Source organism: Escherichia sp. E4385 (assembly GCF_963883145.1).
Classification (GTDB): Bacteria; Pseudomonadota; Gammaproteobacteria; order Enterobacterales; family Enterobacteriaceae; genus Escherichia.
This window is the reverse complement of record NZ_CAWOOJ010000021.1, coordinates 63,770-79,959: the sequence shown is the minus strand read 5'-3', so window position 1 is coordinate 79,959 and position 16,190 is coordinate 63,770. Positions and strand designations below refer to the sequence as shown.

The 16,190-nt window shown below is 48.6% G+C and carries 17 protein-coding genes; 12 read left to right on the top strand and 5 right to left on the bottom strand.

Annotated features, from left to right (window positions below; all coding sequences use genetic code 11):
* Window positions 1-75: Hok/Gef family protein (locus tag AACS80_RS21390; RefSeq protein WP_138183987.1), on the bottom strand; the 75-nt coding region annotated here is incomplete at its 3' end.
* A gap of 400 nt (window positions 76-475) precedes the next feature.
* Here AACS80_RS21390 and AACS80_RS21385 point away from each other — a divergent pair.
* Entirely contained in the window at window positions 476-2,116 is a 1,641-nt protein-coding gene (locus AACS80_RS21385) for a methyl-accepting chemotaxis protein (RefSeq protein WP_135409949.1), read from the top strand.
* 30 nt (window positions 2,117-2,146) lie between these two features.
* Here the strand turns inward: AACS80_RS21385 and AACS80_RS21380 are convergent, their stop codons facing one another.
* A complete protein-coding gene (locus tag AACS80_RS21380) occupies window positions 2,147-3,070 on the bottom strand; it encodes a LysR substrate-binding domain-containing protein (RefSeq protein ID WP_130210229.1) in 924 nt (307 codons plus the stop codon).
* A 216-nt stretch (window positions 3,071-3,286) separates the two neighbouring features.
* Between AACS80_RS21380 and hglS the strand changes: the two genes are divergently transcribed.
* From hglS to rimL, 4 genes are all read left to right on the top strand, one after another.
* The gene (gene hglS / locus AACS80_RS21375) at window positions 3,287-4,630 is read left to right on the top strand and encodes a 2-oxoadipate dioxygenase/decarboxylase HglS (RefSeq protein ID WP_135409950.1); all 1,344 of its coding nucleotides are present in this window, start codon (window positions 3,287-3,289) and stop codon (window positions 4,628-4,630) included.
* Window positions 4,631-4,854: 224 nt separating this feature from the next.
* Entirely contained in the window at window positions 4,855-6,510 is a 1,656-nt protein-coding gene (opgD, locus tag AACS80_RS21370) for a glucan biosynthesis protein OpgD (protein ID WP_135409951.1), read from the top strand.
* A 141-nt stretch (window positions 6,511-6,651) separates the two neighbouring features.
* Window positions 6,652-6,876, top strand: coding sequence for a YdcH family protein (locus AACS80_RS21365; protein WP_001296778.1), 225 nt, complete (start codon window positions 6,652-6,654; stop codon window positions 6,874-6,876).
* Window positions 6,877-6,938: 62 nt separating this feature from the next.
* Window positions 6,939-7,478, top strand: a complete 540-nt coding sequence (gene rimL, locus AACS80_RS21360; protein ID WP_135409952.1) for a 50S ribosomal protein L7/L12-serine acetyltransferase — start codon at window positions 6,939-6,941, stop codon at window positions 7,476-7,478.
* Here rimL and ydcK read toward each other — a convergent pair.
* The gene (ydcK, locus tag AACS80_RS21355; protein WP_135409953.1) at window positions 7,470-8,450 is read right to left on the bottom strand and encodes a YdcK family protein; all 981 of its coding nucleotides are present in this window, start codon (window positions 8,448-8,450) and stop codon (window positions 7,470-7,472) included. The two genes, rimL and ydcK, sit on opposite strands and share 9 nt — an antisense overlap.
* A gap of 123 nt (window positions 8,451-8,573) precedes the next feature.
* Here ydcK and tehA point away from each other — a divergent pair, with 123 nt between their 5' ends.
* The 3 genes from tehA (at window position 8,574) to AACS80_RS21340 (ending at window position 11,122) form a co-directional block, all read left to right on the top strand.
* Window positions 8,574-9,566: a dicarboxylate transporter/tellurite-resistance protein TehA gene (gene tehA / locus AACS80_RS21350; RefSeq protein ID WP_135409954.1), complete on the top strand. Its 993-nt coding sequence runs from the start codon at window positions 8,574-8,576 to the stop codon at window positions 9,564-9,566.
* The gene (gene tehB / locus AACS80_RS21345) at window positions 9,563-10,156 is read left to right on the top strand and encodes a tellurite resistance methyltransferase TehB (RefSeq protein WP_130210217.1); all 594 of its coding nucleotides are present in this window, start codon (window positions 9,563-9,565) and stop codon (window positions 10,154-10,156) included. The genes tehA and tehB overlap by 4 nt, the downstream gene beginning before the upstream one ends.
* A gap of 297 nt (window positions 10,157-10,453) precedes the next feature.
* Window positions 10,454-11,122, top strand: a complete 669-nt coding sequence (locus AACS80_RS21340; RefSeq protein ID WP_064527441.1) for a DUF3313 domain-containing protein — start codon at window positions 10,454-10,456, stop codon at window positions 11,120-11,122.
* Window positions 11,123-11,156: 34 nt separating this feature from the next.
* Here the strand turns inward: AACS80_RS21340 and ydcO are convergent, their stop codons facing one another.
* On the bottom strand, window positions 11,157-12,368 hold the full coding sequence (gene ydcO, locus AACS80_RS21335) for a BenE family transporter YdcO (RefSeq protein WP_135409974.1): 1,212 nt from the start codon (window positions 12,366-12,368) through the stop codon (window positions 11,157-11,159).
* A 52-nt stretch (window positions 12,369-12,420) separates the two neighbouring features.
* Between ydcO and AACS80_RS21330 the strand changes: the two genes are divergently transcribed.
* Together AACS80_RS21330 and rlhA are read left to right on the top strand one after the other, a co-directional pair.
* The gene (locus tag AACS80_RS21330) at window positions 12,421-12,957 is read left to right on the top strand and encodes a helix-turn-helix domain-containing protein (RefSeq protein WP_135409955.1); all 537 of its coding nucleotides are present in this window, start codon (window positions 12,421-12,423) and stop codon (window positions 12,955-12,957) included.
* Between the two features lie 72 nt (window positions 12,958-13,029).
* Complete coding sequence (rlhA, locus tag AACS80_RS21325; protein ID WP_130210251.1) at window positions 13,030-14,991, top strand: 23S rRNA 5-hydroxycytidine C2501 synthase; 1,962 nt, start codon at window positions 13,030-13,032, stop codon at window positions 14,989-14,991.
* Between the two features lie 92 nt (window positions 14,992-15,083).
* On the opposite strand, the gene AACS80_RS21320 is transcribed toward rlhA, so the two are convergent.
* Window positions 15,084-15,314, bottom strand: a complete 231-nt coding sequence (locus tag AACS80_RS21320; RefSeq protein WP_130260851.1) for a YncJ family protein — start codon at window positions 15,312-15,314, stop codon at window positions 15,084-15,086.
* Between the two features lie 221 nt (window positions 15,315-15,535).
* On the opposite strand from AACS80_RS21320, the gene AACS80_RS21315 reads away from it, so the two are divergent.
* Both AACS80_RS21315 and AACS80_RS21310 read left to right on the top strand, forming a co-directional pair.
* Entirely contained in the window at window positions 15,536-15,712 is a 177-nt protein-coding gene (locus tag AACS80_RS21315) for a type II toxin-antitoxin system HicA family toxin (RefSeq protein WP_130222688.1), read from the top strand.
* A 43-nt stretch (window positions 15,713-15,755) separates the two neighbouring features.
* Window positions 15,756-16,172 carry a type II toxin-antitoxin system HicB family antitoxin gene (locus tag AACS80_RS21310; protein WP_135409975.1) on the top strand — a complete coding sequence of 139 codons (417 nt, stop codon included), beginning with the start codon at window positions 15,756-15,758 and terminating at the stop codon, window positions 16,170-16,172.
* The last annotated feature ends 18 nt before the right edge of the window (window positions 16,173-16,190 follow it).

The window sequence follows — 16,190 nt, the reverse complement described above, 5'->3', positions numbered from 1 at the left end:
TCGGGTCAGGAGGGTGAATGCCAGAATCGTGATGCAGATAATGAGCAGACACACCACCAGGGGATTGCGCTTCATAGCCTTTTCTCCTTGCCGGATGGCAGGTAAGAGGCTAACATCTGAATTGCTAGCTTCATTCGTTGGCCTCGGTTGATAGAAATATCGGTCGGGGCCTTCGTCTTTCTGATTTTCGGTAAGCCTGAAAACAGAAAGTCTCAGGCGCCCGCAAACATCCTATGTAATTACCCTTACCAGCGAAATAATCACTTCACGAAATTGCGTGGCATTTTCCAGAATTTTTCGTAATACGCCTTACAAGGTATAACTACTCGTAAGTCTCTTCATTCCGATGGTAATAATCTCTCATCACAAAAATTGTTGTAAAAATGTGATATGAACAGGTTTTTGCCAGTAAGCAATTAGCATCGATTGCCGATGACTCTCTATCGGGAGTAAACCAGGAAGAGAGACAACGGTCATGAATACAACATCCTCACACCGCTTAGGCTTTTTACATCACATCAGGCTGGTTCCATTATTTGCCTGCATTCTTGGCGGCATCCTGTTTCTGTTTGCCTTGAGTTCATCCCTGGCGGGGTATTTTCTCTGGCAGGCAGACCGCGATCAGCGCGACGTCAGCGACGAGATCCAGATACGCACGGGTTTAGCAAACAGCTCTGATTTATTGCGTTCAGCCCGGATCAATATGATTCAGGCCGGGGCAGCAAGTCGTATCGCTGAAATGGAAGAGATGAAGCGAAATATTGCGCAAGCGGAATTGCAAATAAAGCAATCGCAACAAGGCTATAACGTTTACCGTACTCGCCTGGTGAAAACTCCCGCTGACGATGCGCTGGACGGAGAATTAAATCAGCGTTTCCTGGCTTATATTTCCGGCCTGCAACCCATGTTGAAATATGCCAAAAATGGCATGTTTGAAGCCATTATCAATCATGAAAGTGAGCAGATCAGAACGCTTGATAATGCCTATAACCAGCAGTTAAGCAAAGCCATTGAGATACGTAGCGCCAGAGCTAACCAGCTAGCGGAACAGGCGCATCAGCGTACTCGTCTGGGAGGGATGTTTATGATTGGCGCATTTATACTTGCGCTGGTAATGACGCTGATAACCTTTATGGTGTTACGCCGGATTGTCATTCGTCCACTGCAACATGCTGCCCAACGGATTGAAAAAATTGCCAGTGGCGATCTGACTCTGGTTGACGAACCCACTGGCCGCAGTGAAATTGGCCGCTTAAGTCGCCATCTACAGCAAATGCAGCATTCGCTGGCGCTGACGGTGGGAACGGTGCGTCAGGGGGCTGAAGAGATCTATCGTGGCACCAGTGAGATTTCTGCCGGTAATGCTGACCTTTCCTCACGCACCGAAGAACAAGCGGCGGCAATTGAACAAACCGCCGCCAGCATGGAGCAACTCACCGCAACAGTGAAGCAAAATTCTGATAATGCACATCATGCCAGCAAACTGGCGCAAGAGGCCTCAAGTAAAGCCGGTGATGGCGGACAAACAGTTGCCGGTGTAGTGCGGACAATGGGTAATATCTCCAGTAGCTCGAAGAAAATTTCTGAAATCACGGCTGTTATCAACAGTATTGCCTTCCAGACCAATATCCTGGCGCTCAATGCCGCCGTTGAGGCCGCACGAGCCGGTGAGCAAGGGCGGGGATTTGCCGTTGTCGCCAGCGAAGTGCGTACACTTGCAAGCCGCAGCGCCCAGGCGGCGAAAGAGATTGAAGGCTTGATCAGTGAGTCCGTCAGGTTGATTGGCCAGGGGGCCGATGAGGTGGCAACGGCAGGGAAAACCATGAGCGCTATTGTTGATGCCGTGGCGAGCGTCACACATATCATGCAAGAAATAGCTGCCGCCTCAGATGAACAAAGCAGAGGTATCACACAAGTTAGCCAGGCGATTTCTGAAATGGATAAAGTGACGCAACAGAACGCTTCTCTGGTGGAAGAGGCTTCAGCTGCGGCGGTATCTCTTGAAGAACAGGCGGCGCGGTTAACTGAAGCCGTGGATGTGTTCCGTCTGAAGAAACAACCAGTTCAGGCGGCTCAACAAGGAACAGGGAATTCAGTGAGTTTGGCAACGGTGTGATAAAAAAGGGATCGTAAGATCCCTTACTTTTCAGAACGGCATTGATTTTCGAATGGCGTTAATCATCAACTGACAACCGGAAGAGAGTGTTGCATCTACGCGGGTCAGTATTCCAATAGGTTCGCCTGCTCCATGCCCCGGAACAGGCAGGGCCACCAGCGTGGCATGACGCAGGTCGTCTTTTACCGCGCCAGAAGGAACAAACCACACGTAGTCGTATTCAACCGTAAGCTGACGTGAAAGCGATGCAGACAACGTTTCAATACAGCCTGAAGGAATTTTACATCCCTGGCTTTTTACTAATGCCTCTGAATGTTGCCGTGGCGCGGTGCCCTCTGGTGATACGACAACAGGCCATTCCAGTACCCGACTTAACGTTACGTTCTCCTGAAGCAGGGGGTGATTAGGCCTAACAACTAACTTAAGTGATTCGAGAAACAGCAGCTCGTAATTAAGTCCGGTCATCAGTTCAGGATCTGACATCCGACCAACACCAATATCGATTTCCCCTGTTTTTAATCCCGCCAGGATCATCGTGTTACTCATGGTGGCAACTTGCAGTGTGGTTTCTTTTTGTTGCTGATGAAACTGACCTATAACCGAAGGTAATATCCCTAGTGCCGCGGTAGGTAGCGCGCCCACTCTGACGACATCATTGTTAAGGCCTTCTTTACGATTAAGTGATTGTCCTGCGGTGTTGATGGCGTCAAGAACTCTGACTGCGTGAGTTAAAAATTGCTCGCCAGGTAAGGTGAGCTGCGCGCCTTGACGTCCACGGTCGAACAGGCGAGCCCCCGTCAATTGCTCCAGTTCATTCAATGTTTTAGAGAGTGCCGGTTGACTCAGATTAAGGGTTTCAGCCGCGCGCCCCAAAGTTCCTTGTTGTGCGACAGCTACGAATGTATGAAGGTGGCGCAAACGGATGCGCTGACTAAACAGACTATTTTTTTCCATAAGCGATGTTAAAAACGAAGCGGTGCCGCTGACAAGTGATGTTGTTTGATTATGATAACTTGATTGCAAAATATTATTAACATTTAAAGTAATTATGTTACATCGGAATCGATAATATTGATGATTTCGCGGCGAGATCACAGTTTGTAAATTCTTCCCACCAGAGTGAATGCGGTTACCTACACTCGAGATAATTGACCACTGGGGGTAGGCATTATGGCGAACAGCATCACAGCGGATGAGATTCGGGAACAGTTTTCGCAGGCAATGTCAGCCATGTATCAACAAGAAGTTCCACAGTACGGTACGTTGCTGGAACTGGTCGCTGATGTGAATCTGGCTGTGCTGGAAAATAATCCCCAACTGCATGAAAAAATGGTTAATGCGGATGAACTGGCGAGGCTTAACGTTGAACGTCATGGGGCGATACGTGTAGGAACCGCGCAGGAACTTGCCACATTAAGGCGGATATTCGCCATTATGGGAATGTATCCGGTGAGTTATTACGATCTCTCGCAGGCTGGCGTGCCGGTACATTCTACGGCATTTCGGCCCATCGATGATGCCTCACTTGCGCGTAATCCTTTCCGCGTTTTTACCTCATTGCTCCGCCTTGAGCTTATCGAAAACAAAACATTGCGCCAAAAGGCGGCGGAGATTTTACGCCAGCGCGATATCTTTACCCCACGTTGTCGGCAACTGTTAGATGAATATGATCGGGAGGGCGGTTTTAGCGAAGCGCAAGCGCGGGAGTTTGTGCGAGAAGCCCTGGAGACATTTCGTTGGCATCAGTCAGCAACGGTAGATGAAGAAACCTATCACGCGTTGCATAACGAGCATCGACTGATCGCTGATGTAGTCTGTTTTCCAGGCTGTCATATCAATCACCTGACGCCACGCACGCTGGACATTGATCGGGTGCAGTCGATGATGCCCGAACGCGGTATCGAACCAAAAATTCTCATCGAAGGGCCGCCGCGCCGCGAGGTGCCGATTTTATTGCGTCAAACCAGCTTTAAGGCACTGGAAGAAACGGTTCTGTTTGTGGGGCAACAGCAGGGGAGGCATACCGCGCGATTTGGTGAGATAGAGCAGCGCGGAGTGGCGTTAACGCCGAAAGGGCGGCGACTGTATGATGAACTTCTGCGTAATGCCGGAACTGGACAGGATAATCTCACTCATCAACTGCATTTGCAGGAAACCTTTCGCGCTTTCCCGGACAGCGAATTTTTGATGCGCCAGCAAGGGCTGGCATGGTTCCGTTATCGACTGACCCCATCGGGTGACGCGCATCGTCAGGCGATACATCCTGGGGACGATCCGCAACCTTTGATTGAACGTGGCTGGGTTGTCGCACAACCTATTACCTATGAGGATTTTTTGCCGGTGAGTGCGGCGGGGATCTTCCAGTCCAATCTCGGTAACGAAACGCAGACGCGCAGTCATGGTAATGCCAGTCGTGAGGCATTCGAGCAGGCGCTGGGCTGCCAGGTTTTTGATGAATTTCAGTTATACAAGGACGCGGAAGAACGCAGTAAACGCCGCTGTGGATTGCTTTAAAATCTGACCATCCTGCTTTGCAAAAATTTGCCTGATTTTACAAATGAATCAGGCTCTTCCCATCGACATAAAAAAATTGCCGATTTGTGCAGATTCTCCATGCTCAACAATTGGATTATTAATAAATATTGTCTAGAGTGAGCGGTCATTAATAAGCACTTTCTTGCCGCTGAAAACGACCAGCGCGGGACCATTCACAACACCAGAAGGACTCACTGTCAGGTATGGATCGTAGACGATTTATTAAAGGTTCAATGGCTATGGCCGCCGTGTGCGGTACCAGCGGTATTGCTTCTCTTTTTTCTCAGGCTGCGTTCGCGGCAGATTCTGATATTGCCGATGGGCAAACTCAGCGTTTTGACTTTTCGGTTTTACAGACGATGGCGCATGATTTAGCGCAAAAGCCGTGGGGTGGCGAGCCGCGTCCGTTACCCAACACGTTGGCGACTATGACCCCGCAGGCTTATAACAGCATTCAATACGACGCCGAACAATCACTGTGGCATAACGTCGAGAACCGCCAGCTTGATGCCCAGTTCTTTCATATGGGGATGGGTTTCCGCCGCCGCGTACGCATGTTCTCTGTTGATCCAGCAACACATCTGGCGCGTGAAATTCACTTTCGCCCGGAGTTGTTCAAATACAACGATGCGGGTGTTGATACCAAACAATTAGAAGGGCAAAGCGATCTCGGTTTTGCAGGCTTCCGAGTATTTAAAGCGCCGGAACTGGCTCGCCGCGATGTGGTATCGTTCCTCGGTGCAAGCTATTTCCGTGCCGTTGATGACACCTATCAATACGGTTTATCAGCCCGTGGTTTGGCGATTGATACTTATACCGACAGCAAAGAAGAGTTCCCCGATTTTACTGCTTTCTGGTTTGATACCGTAAAACCAGGCGCAACCACCTTTACCGTTTATGCCTTACTCGATAGCCCCAGCATTACCGGTGCCTACAAGTTCACCATCCAGTGTGAAAAGAGTCAGGTGATTATGGATGTTGAAAACCATCTGTATGCGCGTAAAGAGATCAAGCAATTGGGTATTGCGCCGATGACCAGTATGTTTAGTTGCGGCACTAATGAACGTCGTATGTGCGATACTATTCATCCGCAAATCCATGATTCCGACCGTCTTTCCATGTGGCGGGGCAATGGTGAGTGGATCTGCCGTCCGCTAAATAATCCGCAGAAATTGCAGTTCAATGCCTACACCGACAATAACCCGAAAGGCTTTGGTTTATTGCAACTGGATCGTGATTTCTCCCATTATCAAGACATCATGGGCTGGTACAACAAACGACCAAGTTTGTGGGTAGAGCCTCGTAATAAATGGGGCAAAGGCACCATTGGTCTGATGGAAATCCCAACAACGGGTGAAACGCTGGATAACATTGTCTGCTTCTGGCAGCCAGAAAAAGCAGTAAAAGCAGGGGACGAGTTTGCATTCCAGTATCGTCTTTACTGGAGCGCACATCCCCCTGTTCAATGTCCATTGGCACGTGTTATGGCGACGCGCACCGGCATGGGAGGTTTTCCGGAAGGTTGGGCGCCGGGTGAGCATTATCCAGAAAAATGGGCGCGTCGTTTTGCCGTCGATTTTGTTGGTGGGGACCTGAAAGCGGCTGCGCCTAAGGGGATTGAACCTGTTATTACGCTCTCCAGCGGTGAAGCGAAGCAAATCGAAATTCTCTACATTGAACCGATTGATGGTTACCGTATTCAATTTGACTGGTATCCGACTTCGGACTCTACTGATCCGGTTGATATGCGGATGTATCTCCGCTGTCAGGGCGATGCCATCAGTGAAACATGGCTGTATCAGTATTTCCCACCAGCTCCGGATAAGCGCAAATACGTTGACGATCGCGTGATGAATTGATCGTCATTTTTTTCGGCACCTTCTGACGGAAGGTGCCGTCTGGTAAAACACGATCCCGCTCGCATTTTTCCCCAAACTATCTGAGTAATCTGATGATGTGTATTTCATGTACACTTTGTCAGCCACTAACAGGGAGTGCGTATGTTTCCAGAATACCGAGATTTAATATCCCGTCTGAAAAACGAAAATCCTCGCTTTATGTCCTTGTTCGATAAACACAATAAACTTGATCATGAAATTGCCAGAAAGGAAGGTTCCGACGGTCGAGGATACAATGCGGAAGTGGTCCGCATGAAAAAACAGAAGCTCCAGTTGAAAGATGAGATGCTCAAAATCCTGCAACAGGAGAGCGTCAAAGAGGTGTAAACTTTCTTAAGCCGCCTGCCAGGCGGCTTTTTTAACAACTGCATGGATTGACTGGAGATAAGATGACTGAAACGATAAAAGTAAGCGAATCACTTGAATTACATGCTGTTGCAGAAAGTCATGTCACACCTCTTTATCAGTTAATCTGTAAAAATAAAACCTGGTTACAGCAGTCGCTAAACTGGCCGCAGTTTGTTCAAAGTGAAGAGGACACGCGAAAAACGGTGCAGGGTAATGTGATGTTGCATCAGCGTGGATATGCCAAAATGTTCATGATTTTCAAAGAAGATGAACTTATCGGCGTTATCTCGTTTAATCGTATTGAACCACTGAATAAAACTGCGGAAATCGGCTACTGGCTGGACGAATCTCATCAGGGGCAGGGGATCATTTCTCAGGCGCTGCAGGCATTGATGCATCATTACGCTCAGTCTGGTGAACTCAGACGCTTCGTGATCAAATGTCGGGTGGATAATCCCCAAAGCAATCAGGTGGCGCTGCGTAATGGCTTCACGCTTGAAGGATGTCTGAAACAGGCTGAATTGCTCAACGACACTTATGATGATGTAAATATATATGCGCGCATCATTGATTCACAATAGTCCCGCCAGCGGTGTTCTGGTTATGCGTTCTTCACCGTTAATAACTTTTGGACCACGGACATGAACCGTGTCGCCATCAAAGGCTGCAACGACGGCGTGGTCGGTTAACTCCACATGGTTTTCAATCATCACCGCACCTGTAATGCGGCTGTTCCCCTGTATGGTGACGTGATTGTCGAGTAAAACCGGACCACCACGTACGAGTGCATGACCACCCACCAGAACATGATGTTTTAACACACAATTGCCTTCCACCGAGGCATGTTCCGCTACCTGCGAACTGTAATGAAGCGTGGGAATGGCATCTTCTTCTGTTCCGGCGATCACACGTGCGTGTCCGTAGACTTTCGCGCAGTCACACAGCCAGACGTTGTTCTCTTCATTACCTTCAATACGTGCAAAATCAAAAACTTCGGCGCGATGCTCAATGAACGCAAATTTCACAATGGCATCACCATATATTTGCGCCTGATGAACAATGCGCGAGGTGCTGACTCTTGCGCGATCATAAATTTGCAACTGAAGATGGTGGTCGGGCGTTAAACCTTGCGCAGCGACAACCATTGAGTTCTGATCAATGCAGACATGACCAGAAATCCTGCAATTTCCGCATATTAATGAATCATGAATTGTGACGTTGTCACTTATCAGGGCGCCCTGACTGATTTTGCTATTATCGATCCAGGCGTTATCCTTCGCGCAAACATCGCCCCATAGCTCGCTGCTTCCGGTGATGCGTGTATTACCGGATATCACCGTTCCGGCAAACGCGATGGCATTCTGGTCATAGATCCAACAATTTCCGTCCTGGGCCAATACGGTTTCATTATCAATCCAGCCGCCAGGCGTTCCGGCTATTACGTCATTAAAATCAGCGATGGCAATAATCTGCCGCAATAAAACACTCTTTTTATCGCTATCTTCCTGATAACTAAAAGCTCGTTGTTCTTCACTAAGATGATATTTGCGCATAGCGTTTTCCCGCAGGTGACCTACTATAACCGTAGCAAATTCTGTGACTCTGGCTATGTTTAGCAAATTTCCATAAAATGCATTTCAAATATACTTTATAAATTAAACAAAATGAGTAAGAAGATGCAGAGCGATAAAGTGCTCAATTTACCGGCAGGTTACTTTGGCATTGTGTTGGGGACGATAGGGATGGGATTTGCCTGGCGTTATGCCAGCCAGGTTTGGCAGGTCAGTCACTGGTTGGGCGATGGGCTGGTGATTCTGGCAATGATCATTTGGGGATTACTGACTAGCGCATTTATTACCCGACTCATACGCTTTCCGCATAGCGTGCTGGCGGAAGTGCGTCATCCAGTGATGAGCAGTTTTGTGAGTTTGTTTCCGGCAACAACGATGCTGGTGGCAATTGGTTTTGTCCCCTGGTTTCGTCCGCTGGCGGTGGGCCTGTTCAGTATTGGTGTTGTGATTCAACTGGCTTATGCCGCCTGGCAAACAGCCGGTTTATGGCGCGGTTCCCATCCTGAGGAAGCTACGACACCCGGACTTTATTTACCGACTGTTGCCAACAACTTCATCAGTGCAATGGCCTGTGGAGCATTGGGCTACACCGATGCTGGTCTGGTATTTTTAGGGGCTGGCGTTTTCTCCTGGTTAAGTCTTGAGCCGGTAATCCTTCATCGTCTGCGCAGCTCGGGAGAATTGCCCACGGCACTGCGTACATCGCTGGGGATTCAGCTTGCACCGGCGCTAGTGGCATGTAGCGCCTGGTTGAGCGTCAACGGTGGCGAGGGCGACACACTGGCGAAAATGCTTTTCGGTTACGGTCTACTGCAACTTCTTTTTATGTTACGCCTGATGCCGTGGTATCTCTCCCAGCCGTTTAATGCCTCATTCTGGAGTTTCTCGTTCGGCGTATCTGCACTGGCAACCACCGGTTTGCATTTAGGAAGCGGTAACGACAATGGCTTTTTCCATACCCTGGCTGTGCCGCTATTTATTTTTACCAATTTTATTATCGCATTACTGCTCATCCGTACTTTCGCGCTTCTGATGCAGGGAAAATTGTTAATCAGAACCGAGCGCGCCGTTTTAATGAAAGCTGAGGACAAAGAATGATTATTCGTGATGAAAACTACTTCACTGATAAATATGAATTAACCCGCACACACTCTGAAGTTCTGGAAGCGGTGAAAGTGGTTAAGCCGGGTAAAACGCTGGATCTGGGCTGTGGTAATGGCCGTAACAGCCTTTACCTGGCAGCCAATGGTTATGATGTCGACGCATGGGATAAAAATGCCATGAGCATTGCCAACGTCGAGCGCATCAAATCCATTGAAAAACTGGAAAATTTGCGCACCCAGGTTGTTGATCTAAATAACCTGACGTTTGATGGACAATACGATTTTATTCTTTCTACCGTGGTGCTGATGTTCCTGGAGGCGAAAACCATTCCTGGATTGATTGCCAATATGCAGCGTTGCACCAAACCCGGTGGTTATAACTTGATTGTGGCAGCAATGGACACAGCTGATTTTCCATGTACCGTCGGGTTCCCCTTTGCCTTTAAAGAAGGGGAGTTACGTCAATATTACGAAGGCTGGGAGATGCTGAAATACAATGAAGACGTGGGTGAACTCCACCGCACCGACGCTAACGGCAATCGCATTAAACTACGTTTCGCCACGATGCTGGCACGTAAAAAATAAGCTAACAGGGCAAGGCGCATGAAAATGCCCACGTGAGATGTTTAACTGTTTTTTTTCGGTAAGCATATTTTTTATCGAGGTGATGTGAAATATATCACAGTGGTTGAAGTTTTTTATCGGCTTAACTGCCTGAAATTTAACAACTGATGATTGACTCTGCCCCCTTTTCGTCATTGACTATATTGTCAGAAAAGGGGCTGGAAAATTTATTTTCACCAACACTTTTTTTGCCACAACACGAAGCGGTACTTTTTGCTATAACTTAAAAAGTAATATAATCATCTCAGGAAACTATTCATGCGTACCACATCAATTGCGAAAGTTGCGGCTTTATGCGGCTTGTTGGCTCTGTCAGGTTGTGCCTCTAAAATCACCCAGCCAGATAAATATTCTGGTTTTTTAAACAATTACTCCAACCTTCAAGAAACAACTTCAGCAACGGGCAAACCGGTATTACGCTGGGTTGATCCAAATTTTGATCAAAGTAAATATGACAGCATCGTCTGGAACCCAATCACCTATTATCCGGTGCCTAAACCTTCTACCCAGGTAGGGCAAAAAGTTCTGGATAGAATTTTGAGCTATACCAATACTGAAATGAAAGAAGCCATCTCACAGCGTAAACCACTGGTTACTACCGCTGGGCCTCGTAGTCTGATTTTCCGTGGTGCTATTACTGGTGTAGATACCAGCAAAGAAGGGTTACAGTTCTATGAAGTTGTTCCTGTCGCATTAGTGGTAGCGGGGACGCAAATGGCGACGGGTCACCGTACCATGGATACCCGCCTGTACTTTGAAGGTGAGCTGATTGATGCGGCTACCAACAAACCAGTTATCAAAGTGGTTCGTCAGGGCGAAGGTAAGGACCTGAACAACGAAAGCACACCAATGGCTTTCGAAAATATTAAGCAAGTTATTGATGACATGGCGACCGACGCGACCATGTTTGACGTTAACAAAAAATAATGCCAGTCGCGCCATCGCAAGATGGCGCTTCTGATTATCGGCTTCTGTCAGCGATCAAATTCAATACTACATAACAGACACCACCGGCAATTAATCCCCAAAACGCCGAGCCAATACCTACCAGCGTCAGCCCACTTGCCGTTACCAGAAAAGCCACCACAGCAGCATCGCGCTCACGCTCATTATGCAAAGCCTGATACAAACTGCCTCCGATGGTACTTAACAGCGCCAGACCAGCCAGCATCTGGATCCAACTTACAGGCAGGGCAGCCATCATCCCGGTAATGGCACTGCCAAACAGACCCGCCAGTAAATAAAAGACGCCAGCCGCAGCGGCAGCCAGCCAACGCTGATCTTTGTCCGGGTGCGCCTCCGGGCTCTGGCAAATAGCCGCAGTGATAGCCGCAATACCTACGGAATAAACGCCGAAAGGAGAAAACAGAAGCGCCAGTAATCCAGTAAATACAATCAATGGCGAAACAGGAGCTGAATACCCAGCGGCTTTCATCGCCGCAATCCCTGGCGCATTTTGCGATGCCATCGTCACCAGAAAAAGGGGGAGTGCAACGCTCAAACTGTGAGCAAACGAAAATTCAGGGGCGAGATAAGCGGGGAGAACTGGTTTGAAAACGATATCTTTTGTGACAACGTCACCTTGTGCGATAACGACCACGATCCCAACAATCATCGCCGTAATTACCGCATAACGCGGCGCAAAAGCCTTTGTCGCCAGCCACGCCAGCAACATACTACCGCATAACATAAACTGACCATCCAGACTGGCAAACGCCTGTAAACCAAAGCGTAACAAAATTCCGGCCAGCATTGCCGCTGCCAGCGAGTGCGGAATAATACGCATCAAGCGGGCGAATAATCCTGTTACGCCACATAAGACAATTAATGTGTTGGTGACCATAAACACGCCAATGGCTTCGTTAAGCGTGAGTCCCTGCAATCCAGTAACTAGCAAAGCTGCGCCCGGCGTTGACCATGCGGTAAGAACAGGCACGCGATACCACAACGTCAGAGCCAGCGTACTGACGCCCATTGCCAGTCCCAGCGCCGTCATCCAGCCGGAAATTTGCTCTGTGGTGGCTCCAGCGACAATCGCCGCTTGCCATATTATTGCCGCAGAGCTGGCATAACCAATCAATACCGCCAGAAACCCTGCAAGCAGTGTGGGAGGAGGAATGGAAAACAGACGCATAGTTACCTCGTGCGTTATAGCGTACAGGCACCGTAGCATTTGTCCGTTATAACGCACAAGTGATAAACTCCCGTTTTGCAGGAGGAGTCGCATGGAAAATCTCGCTCGCTTTTTATCCACTACGCTTAAACATCTTCGTCAGCAGCGAGGCTGGAGTCTTTCGCGACTGGCAGAAGCGACGGGCGTTTCAAAAGCGATGTTAGGGCAGATTGAACGTAATGAATCCAGCCCGACGGTCGCAACATTATGGAAAATAGCTACCGGAATGAACGTACCGTTTTCGACGTTTATTTCGCCACCGCAGACCGCTACGCCATCCGTTTATGATCCACAACAGCAGGCAATGGTGATCACTTCTTTATTTCCTTATGATCCGCAACTCTGTTTTGAACATTTCTCGATCCTGATGGCCCCTGGTGCAATAAGCGAATCGACGCCGCACGAAAAGGGTGTTATCGAGCATGTTGTCGTCATTGGTGGGCAGCTTGACCTGTGCGTTGGTGGTGAGTGGCGAAGCCTTAAAAGTGGAGAAGGTGAACGCTTTGCCGCAGATGTTGCCCATGCCTATTGCAACCGTGGCGAGCAAACCGTGCATTTTCATTCCATTATCCATTACCCGCGTAGTTGAACAGGAAAACTATTTCGCAACGTCGCGCTTGTGGCTAAAATAACCGCCTTTTTTCAGCTACTGGATAAGAAAGTGACCGTATCTTCTCATCGTCTTGAACTGTTAAGCCCGGCACGCGATGCCGCCATTGCCCGCGAAGCTATTTTGCACGGTGCCGATGCTGTTTATATCGGCGGCCCTGGTTTTGGTGCCCGTCATAACGCCAGTAATAGTCTGAAAGATATCGCCGAACTGGTGCCATTTGCCCACCGTTATGGCGCAAAAATTTTCGTCACGCTTAACACCATTTTGCATGACGACGAACTGGAACCGGCGCAACGACTGATTACCGATCTTTACCAGACAGGCGTCGATGCGCTGATTGTTCAGGACATGGGGATTCTGGAACTTGATATTCCGCCGATTGAACTGCACGCAAGTACGCAGTGTGATATTCGCACTGTAGAGAAAGCGAAGTTCCTCTCTGACGTTGGCTTTACCCAGATTGTGCTGGCGCGTGAGCTTAACCTGGAGCAGATTCGTGCGATTCATCAGGCCACGGACGCGACTATTGAGTTCTTTATTCATGGCGCATTGTGTGTGGCATATTCCGGTCAGTGCTACATTTCTCATGCACAAACGGGACGTAGCGCCAACCGTGGCGATTGCTCGCAGGCGTGCCGTTTGCCATACACATTGAAAGACGATCAGGGGCGGGTGGTTTCCTATGAAAAACATCTGCTGTCGATGAAAGATAACGATCAGACTGCCAACCTCGGCGCGTTGATCGATGCGGGCGTACGCTCCTTCAAGATTGAAGGCCGTTACAAAGATATGAGCTACGTGAAGAATATCACCGCCCATTATCGCCAGATGCTGGATGCCATTATTGAAGAGCGCGGCGATCTGGCTCGTGCTTCATCAGGTCGTACTGAACATTTCTTTGTGCCTTCGACAGAAAAAACCTTCCATCGTGGTAGCACCGACTACTTTGTTAACGCGCGTAAAGGTGACATTGGCGCGTTCGATTCGCCGAAATTTATCGGCCTGCCGGTGGGTGAAGTATTGAAAGTGGCGAAAGATCATCTCGATGTTGCCGTCACCGAGCCACTGGCAAATGGCGATGGCCTGAACGTAATGATTAAACGTGAAGTGGTTGGCTTTCGTGCCAATACGGTAGAGAAAACCGGAGAAAATCACTACCGCGTCTGGCCAAATGAAATGCCAGCAGATTTGCATAAAATTCGCCCACATCATCCGCTTAACCGTAACCTTGACCATAACTGGCAACAGGCACTGACGAAAACCTCCAGCGAGCGTCGGATCGCGGTAGACATTGAACTGGGTGGCTGGCAAGAACAACTTATTCTGACGTTAACCAGCGAAGAGGGCGTTAGCATCACTCATACCCTGGATGGGCAGTTCGACGAAGCGAATAACGCCGAAAAAGCGCTGAATAACCTGAAAGATGGCCTGGCAAAACTGGGGCAAACCATCTATTACGCCCGCGATGTGCAAATTAATTTGCCGGGGGCGCTGTTTGTGCCAAACAGTCTGTTAAATCAGTTCCGCCGTGAAGCCGTCGAAATGCTGGATGCTGCACGTCTTGCCAGCTACCAGCGCGGCAGTCGTAAACCGGTTGCTGAACCTGCGCCGGTTTATCCGCAAACGCATTTGAGTTTCCTCGCGAACGTTTACAACCATAAAGCACGCGAGTTCTATCATCGCTATGGCGTACAACTGATTGATGCGGCATATGAAGCGCATGAAGAGAAGGGCGAAGTCCCGGTGATGATCACCAAACACTGCCTGCGCTTTGCCTTCAATCTGTGTCCGAAACAGGCGAAAGGTAATATTAAAAGCTGGAAGGCAACGCCGATGCAACTGGTTAACGGTGATGAAGTACTAACGCTGAAGTTTGATTGCCGCCCGTGTGAGATGCACGTCATCGGTAAAATCAAAAATCATATTCTGAAAATGCCGTTACCGGGAAGCGTTGTCGCATCTGTAAGCCCGGATGATCTGCTGAAAACATTGCCGAAGCGGAAAGGATAAAACGCAAGCTTTCAGGGGTATTCACAACTCATTGAAGCTGCATGATATTGTTGCCGGATAAGGCGTTCATGCCGCATCCGGCAACAAACGACTCAAGGTTGTCCCGTTTCTGGTTTGCGTGATTTTTGCCAGTAATAATGCTCGCGCAAACCTTCCGCCGACTCTTCCGCCACAGCCCGCAATTCATCGCTGTCCGCCTCATGACGCAGTTGATGATCCACATTCTTCACCCACAAAAATTCATGTCCTTTGTGTCCTGCCATCAGCTGACCAGAGAACAGCGCACACGTTAATAAGACTACCGATAACGCTTTCGTAAACATCCCGCCACCCGTTTATTACACTTTGCCGCTATGATGCCGATAGTTTCTTTAAGTTATTATTCTGTTTTGCAAATTAGCGCAAAGAATTTCTGGAACCTGCCTTCCTGATTTGGCACTGCTTTTCACCGTTGCGGCGAATTAGTGCTATTTTCGAGCAAATTAAAAAAGGAGGTAAACATTAATGTTTACTTTGTTGATATACTCAGCGGCAGGGAGGCGATGTGAAACAAAGCGAGTTCAGACGTTGGCTCGAATCTCAGGGCGTAGATGTGGCGAATGGCAGCCACCATTTGAAACTCAGGTTTCAGGGGCGACGTAGTGTCATGCCGCGTCCCCCCAGTGACGAGATAAAAGAACCATTGCGTAAAGCAATCCTGAAACAACTCGGTTTGAATTAATCGCCATCAGAAGGTTAATGACATGCGAGAGACAGTCAAAATTATGCGTTATCCCGTCACTCTTACACCTGCGCCGGAAAGCGGTTATGTGGTTTCTTTTGTAGATATCCCTGAAGCGTTAACGCAGGGAGAAACTGTCGCTGAAGCGATAGAAGCAGCCAAAGATGCCTTACTCACCGCATTTGATTTTTATTTTGAAGATAACGAGCTAATCCCGTTGCCTTCGCCATTAAATAACAACGATCACTTTGTTGAAGTGCCTTTAAGTGTCGCTTCTAAGGTATTGCTGTTAAATGCTTTTTTACAGTCAGATATCACCCAGCAAGAGCTGGCGAGGCGGATTGGTAAACCCAGGCAGGAGATCACTCGCTTGTTTGATTTGCATCATGCGACAAAAATCGACGCCGTCCAGCTTGCGGCTAAAGCCCTGGGCAAAGAGTTATCGCTGGTAATGGTTTAATTACAGTTAACGTAAAGT

What these genes read in the sequence shown, in the direction of transcription:
- AACS80_RS21365 (WP_001296778.1), top strand. Translation starts at nt 6,652, where the DNA reads ATGTTTCCAGAATACCGAGATTTAATATCCCGTCTGAAAAACGAAAAT.
- ydcK (WP_135409953.1), bottom strand. Translation starts at nt 8,450, where the DNA reads ATGCGCAAATATCATCTTAGTGAAGAACAACGAGCTTTTAGTTATCAG.
- hglS (WP_135409950.1), top strand. Translation starts at nt 3,287, where the DNA reads ATGGCGAACAGCATCACAGCGGATGAGATTCGGGAACAGTTTTCGCAG.
- rimL (WP_135409952.1), top strand. Translation starts at nt 6,939, where the DNA reads ATGACTGAAACGATAAAAGTAAGCGAATCACTTGAATTACATGCTGTT.
- AACS80_RS21340 (WP_064527441.1), top strand. Translation starts at nt 10,454, where the DNA reads ATGCGTACCACATCAATTGCGAAAGTTGCGGCTTTATGCGGCTTGTTG.
- ydcO (WP_135409974.1), bottom strand. Translation starts at nt 12,368, where the DNA reads ATGCTACGGTGCCTGTACGCTATAACGCACGAGGTAACTATGCGTCTG.
- AACS80_RS21330 (WP_135409955.1), top strand. Translation starts at nt 12,421, where the DNA reads ATGGAAAATCTCGCTCGCTTTTTATCCACTACGCTTAAACATCTTCGT.
- AACS80_RS21310 (WP_135409975.1), top strand. Translation starts at nt 15,756, where the DNA reads ATGCGTTATCCCGTCACTCTTACACCTGCGCCGGAAAGCGGTTATGTG.
- AACS80_RS21385 (WP_135409949.1), top strand. Translation starts at nt 476, where the DNA reads ATGAATACAACATCCTCACACCGCTTAGGCTTTTTACATCACATCAGG.
- tehB (WP_130210217.1), top strand. Translation starts at nt 9,563, where the DNA reads ATGATTATTCGTGATGAAAACTACTTCACTGATAAATATGAATTAACC.
- opgD (WP_135409951.1), top strand. Translation starts at nt 4,855, where the DNA reads ATGGATCGTAGACGATTTATTAAAGGTTCAATGGCTATGGCCGCCGTG.
- AACS80_RS21380 (WP_130210229.1), bottom strand. Translation starts at nt 3,070, where the DNA reads ATGGAAAAAAATAGTCTGTTTAGTCAGCGCATCCGTTTGCGCCACCTT.
- AACS80_RS21320 (WP_130260851.1), bottom strand. Translation starts at nt 15,314, where the DNA reads ATGTTTACGAAAGCGTTATCGGTAGTCTTATTAACGTGTGCGCTGTTC.
- tehA (WP_135409954.1), top strand. Translation starts at nt 8,574, where the DNA reads ATGCAGAGCGATAAAGTGCTCAATTTACCGGCAGGTTACTTTGGCATT.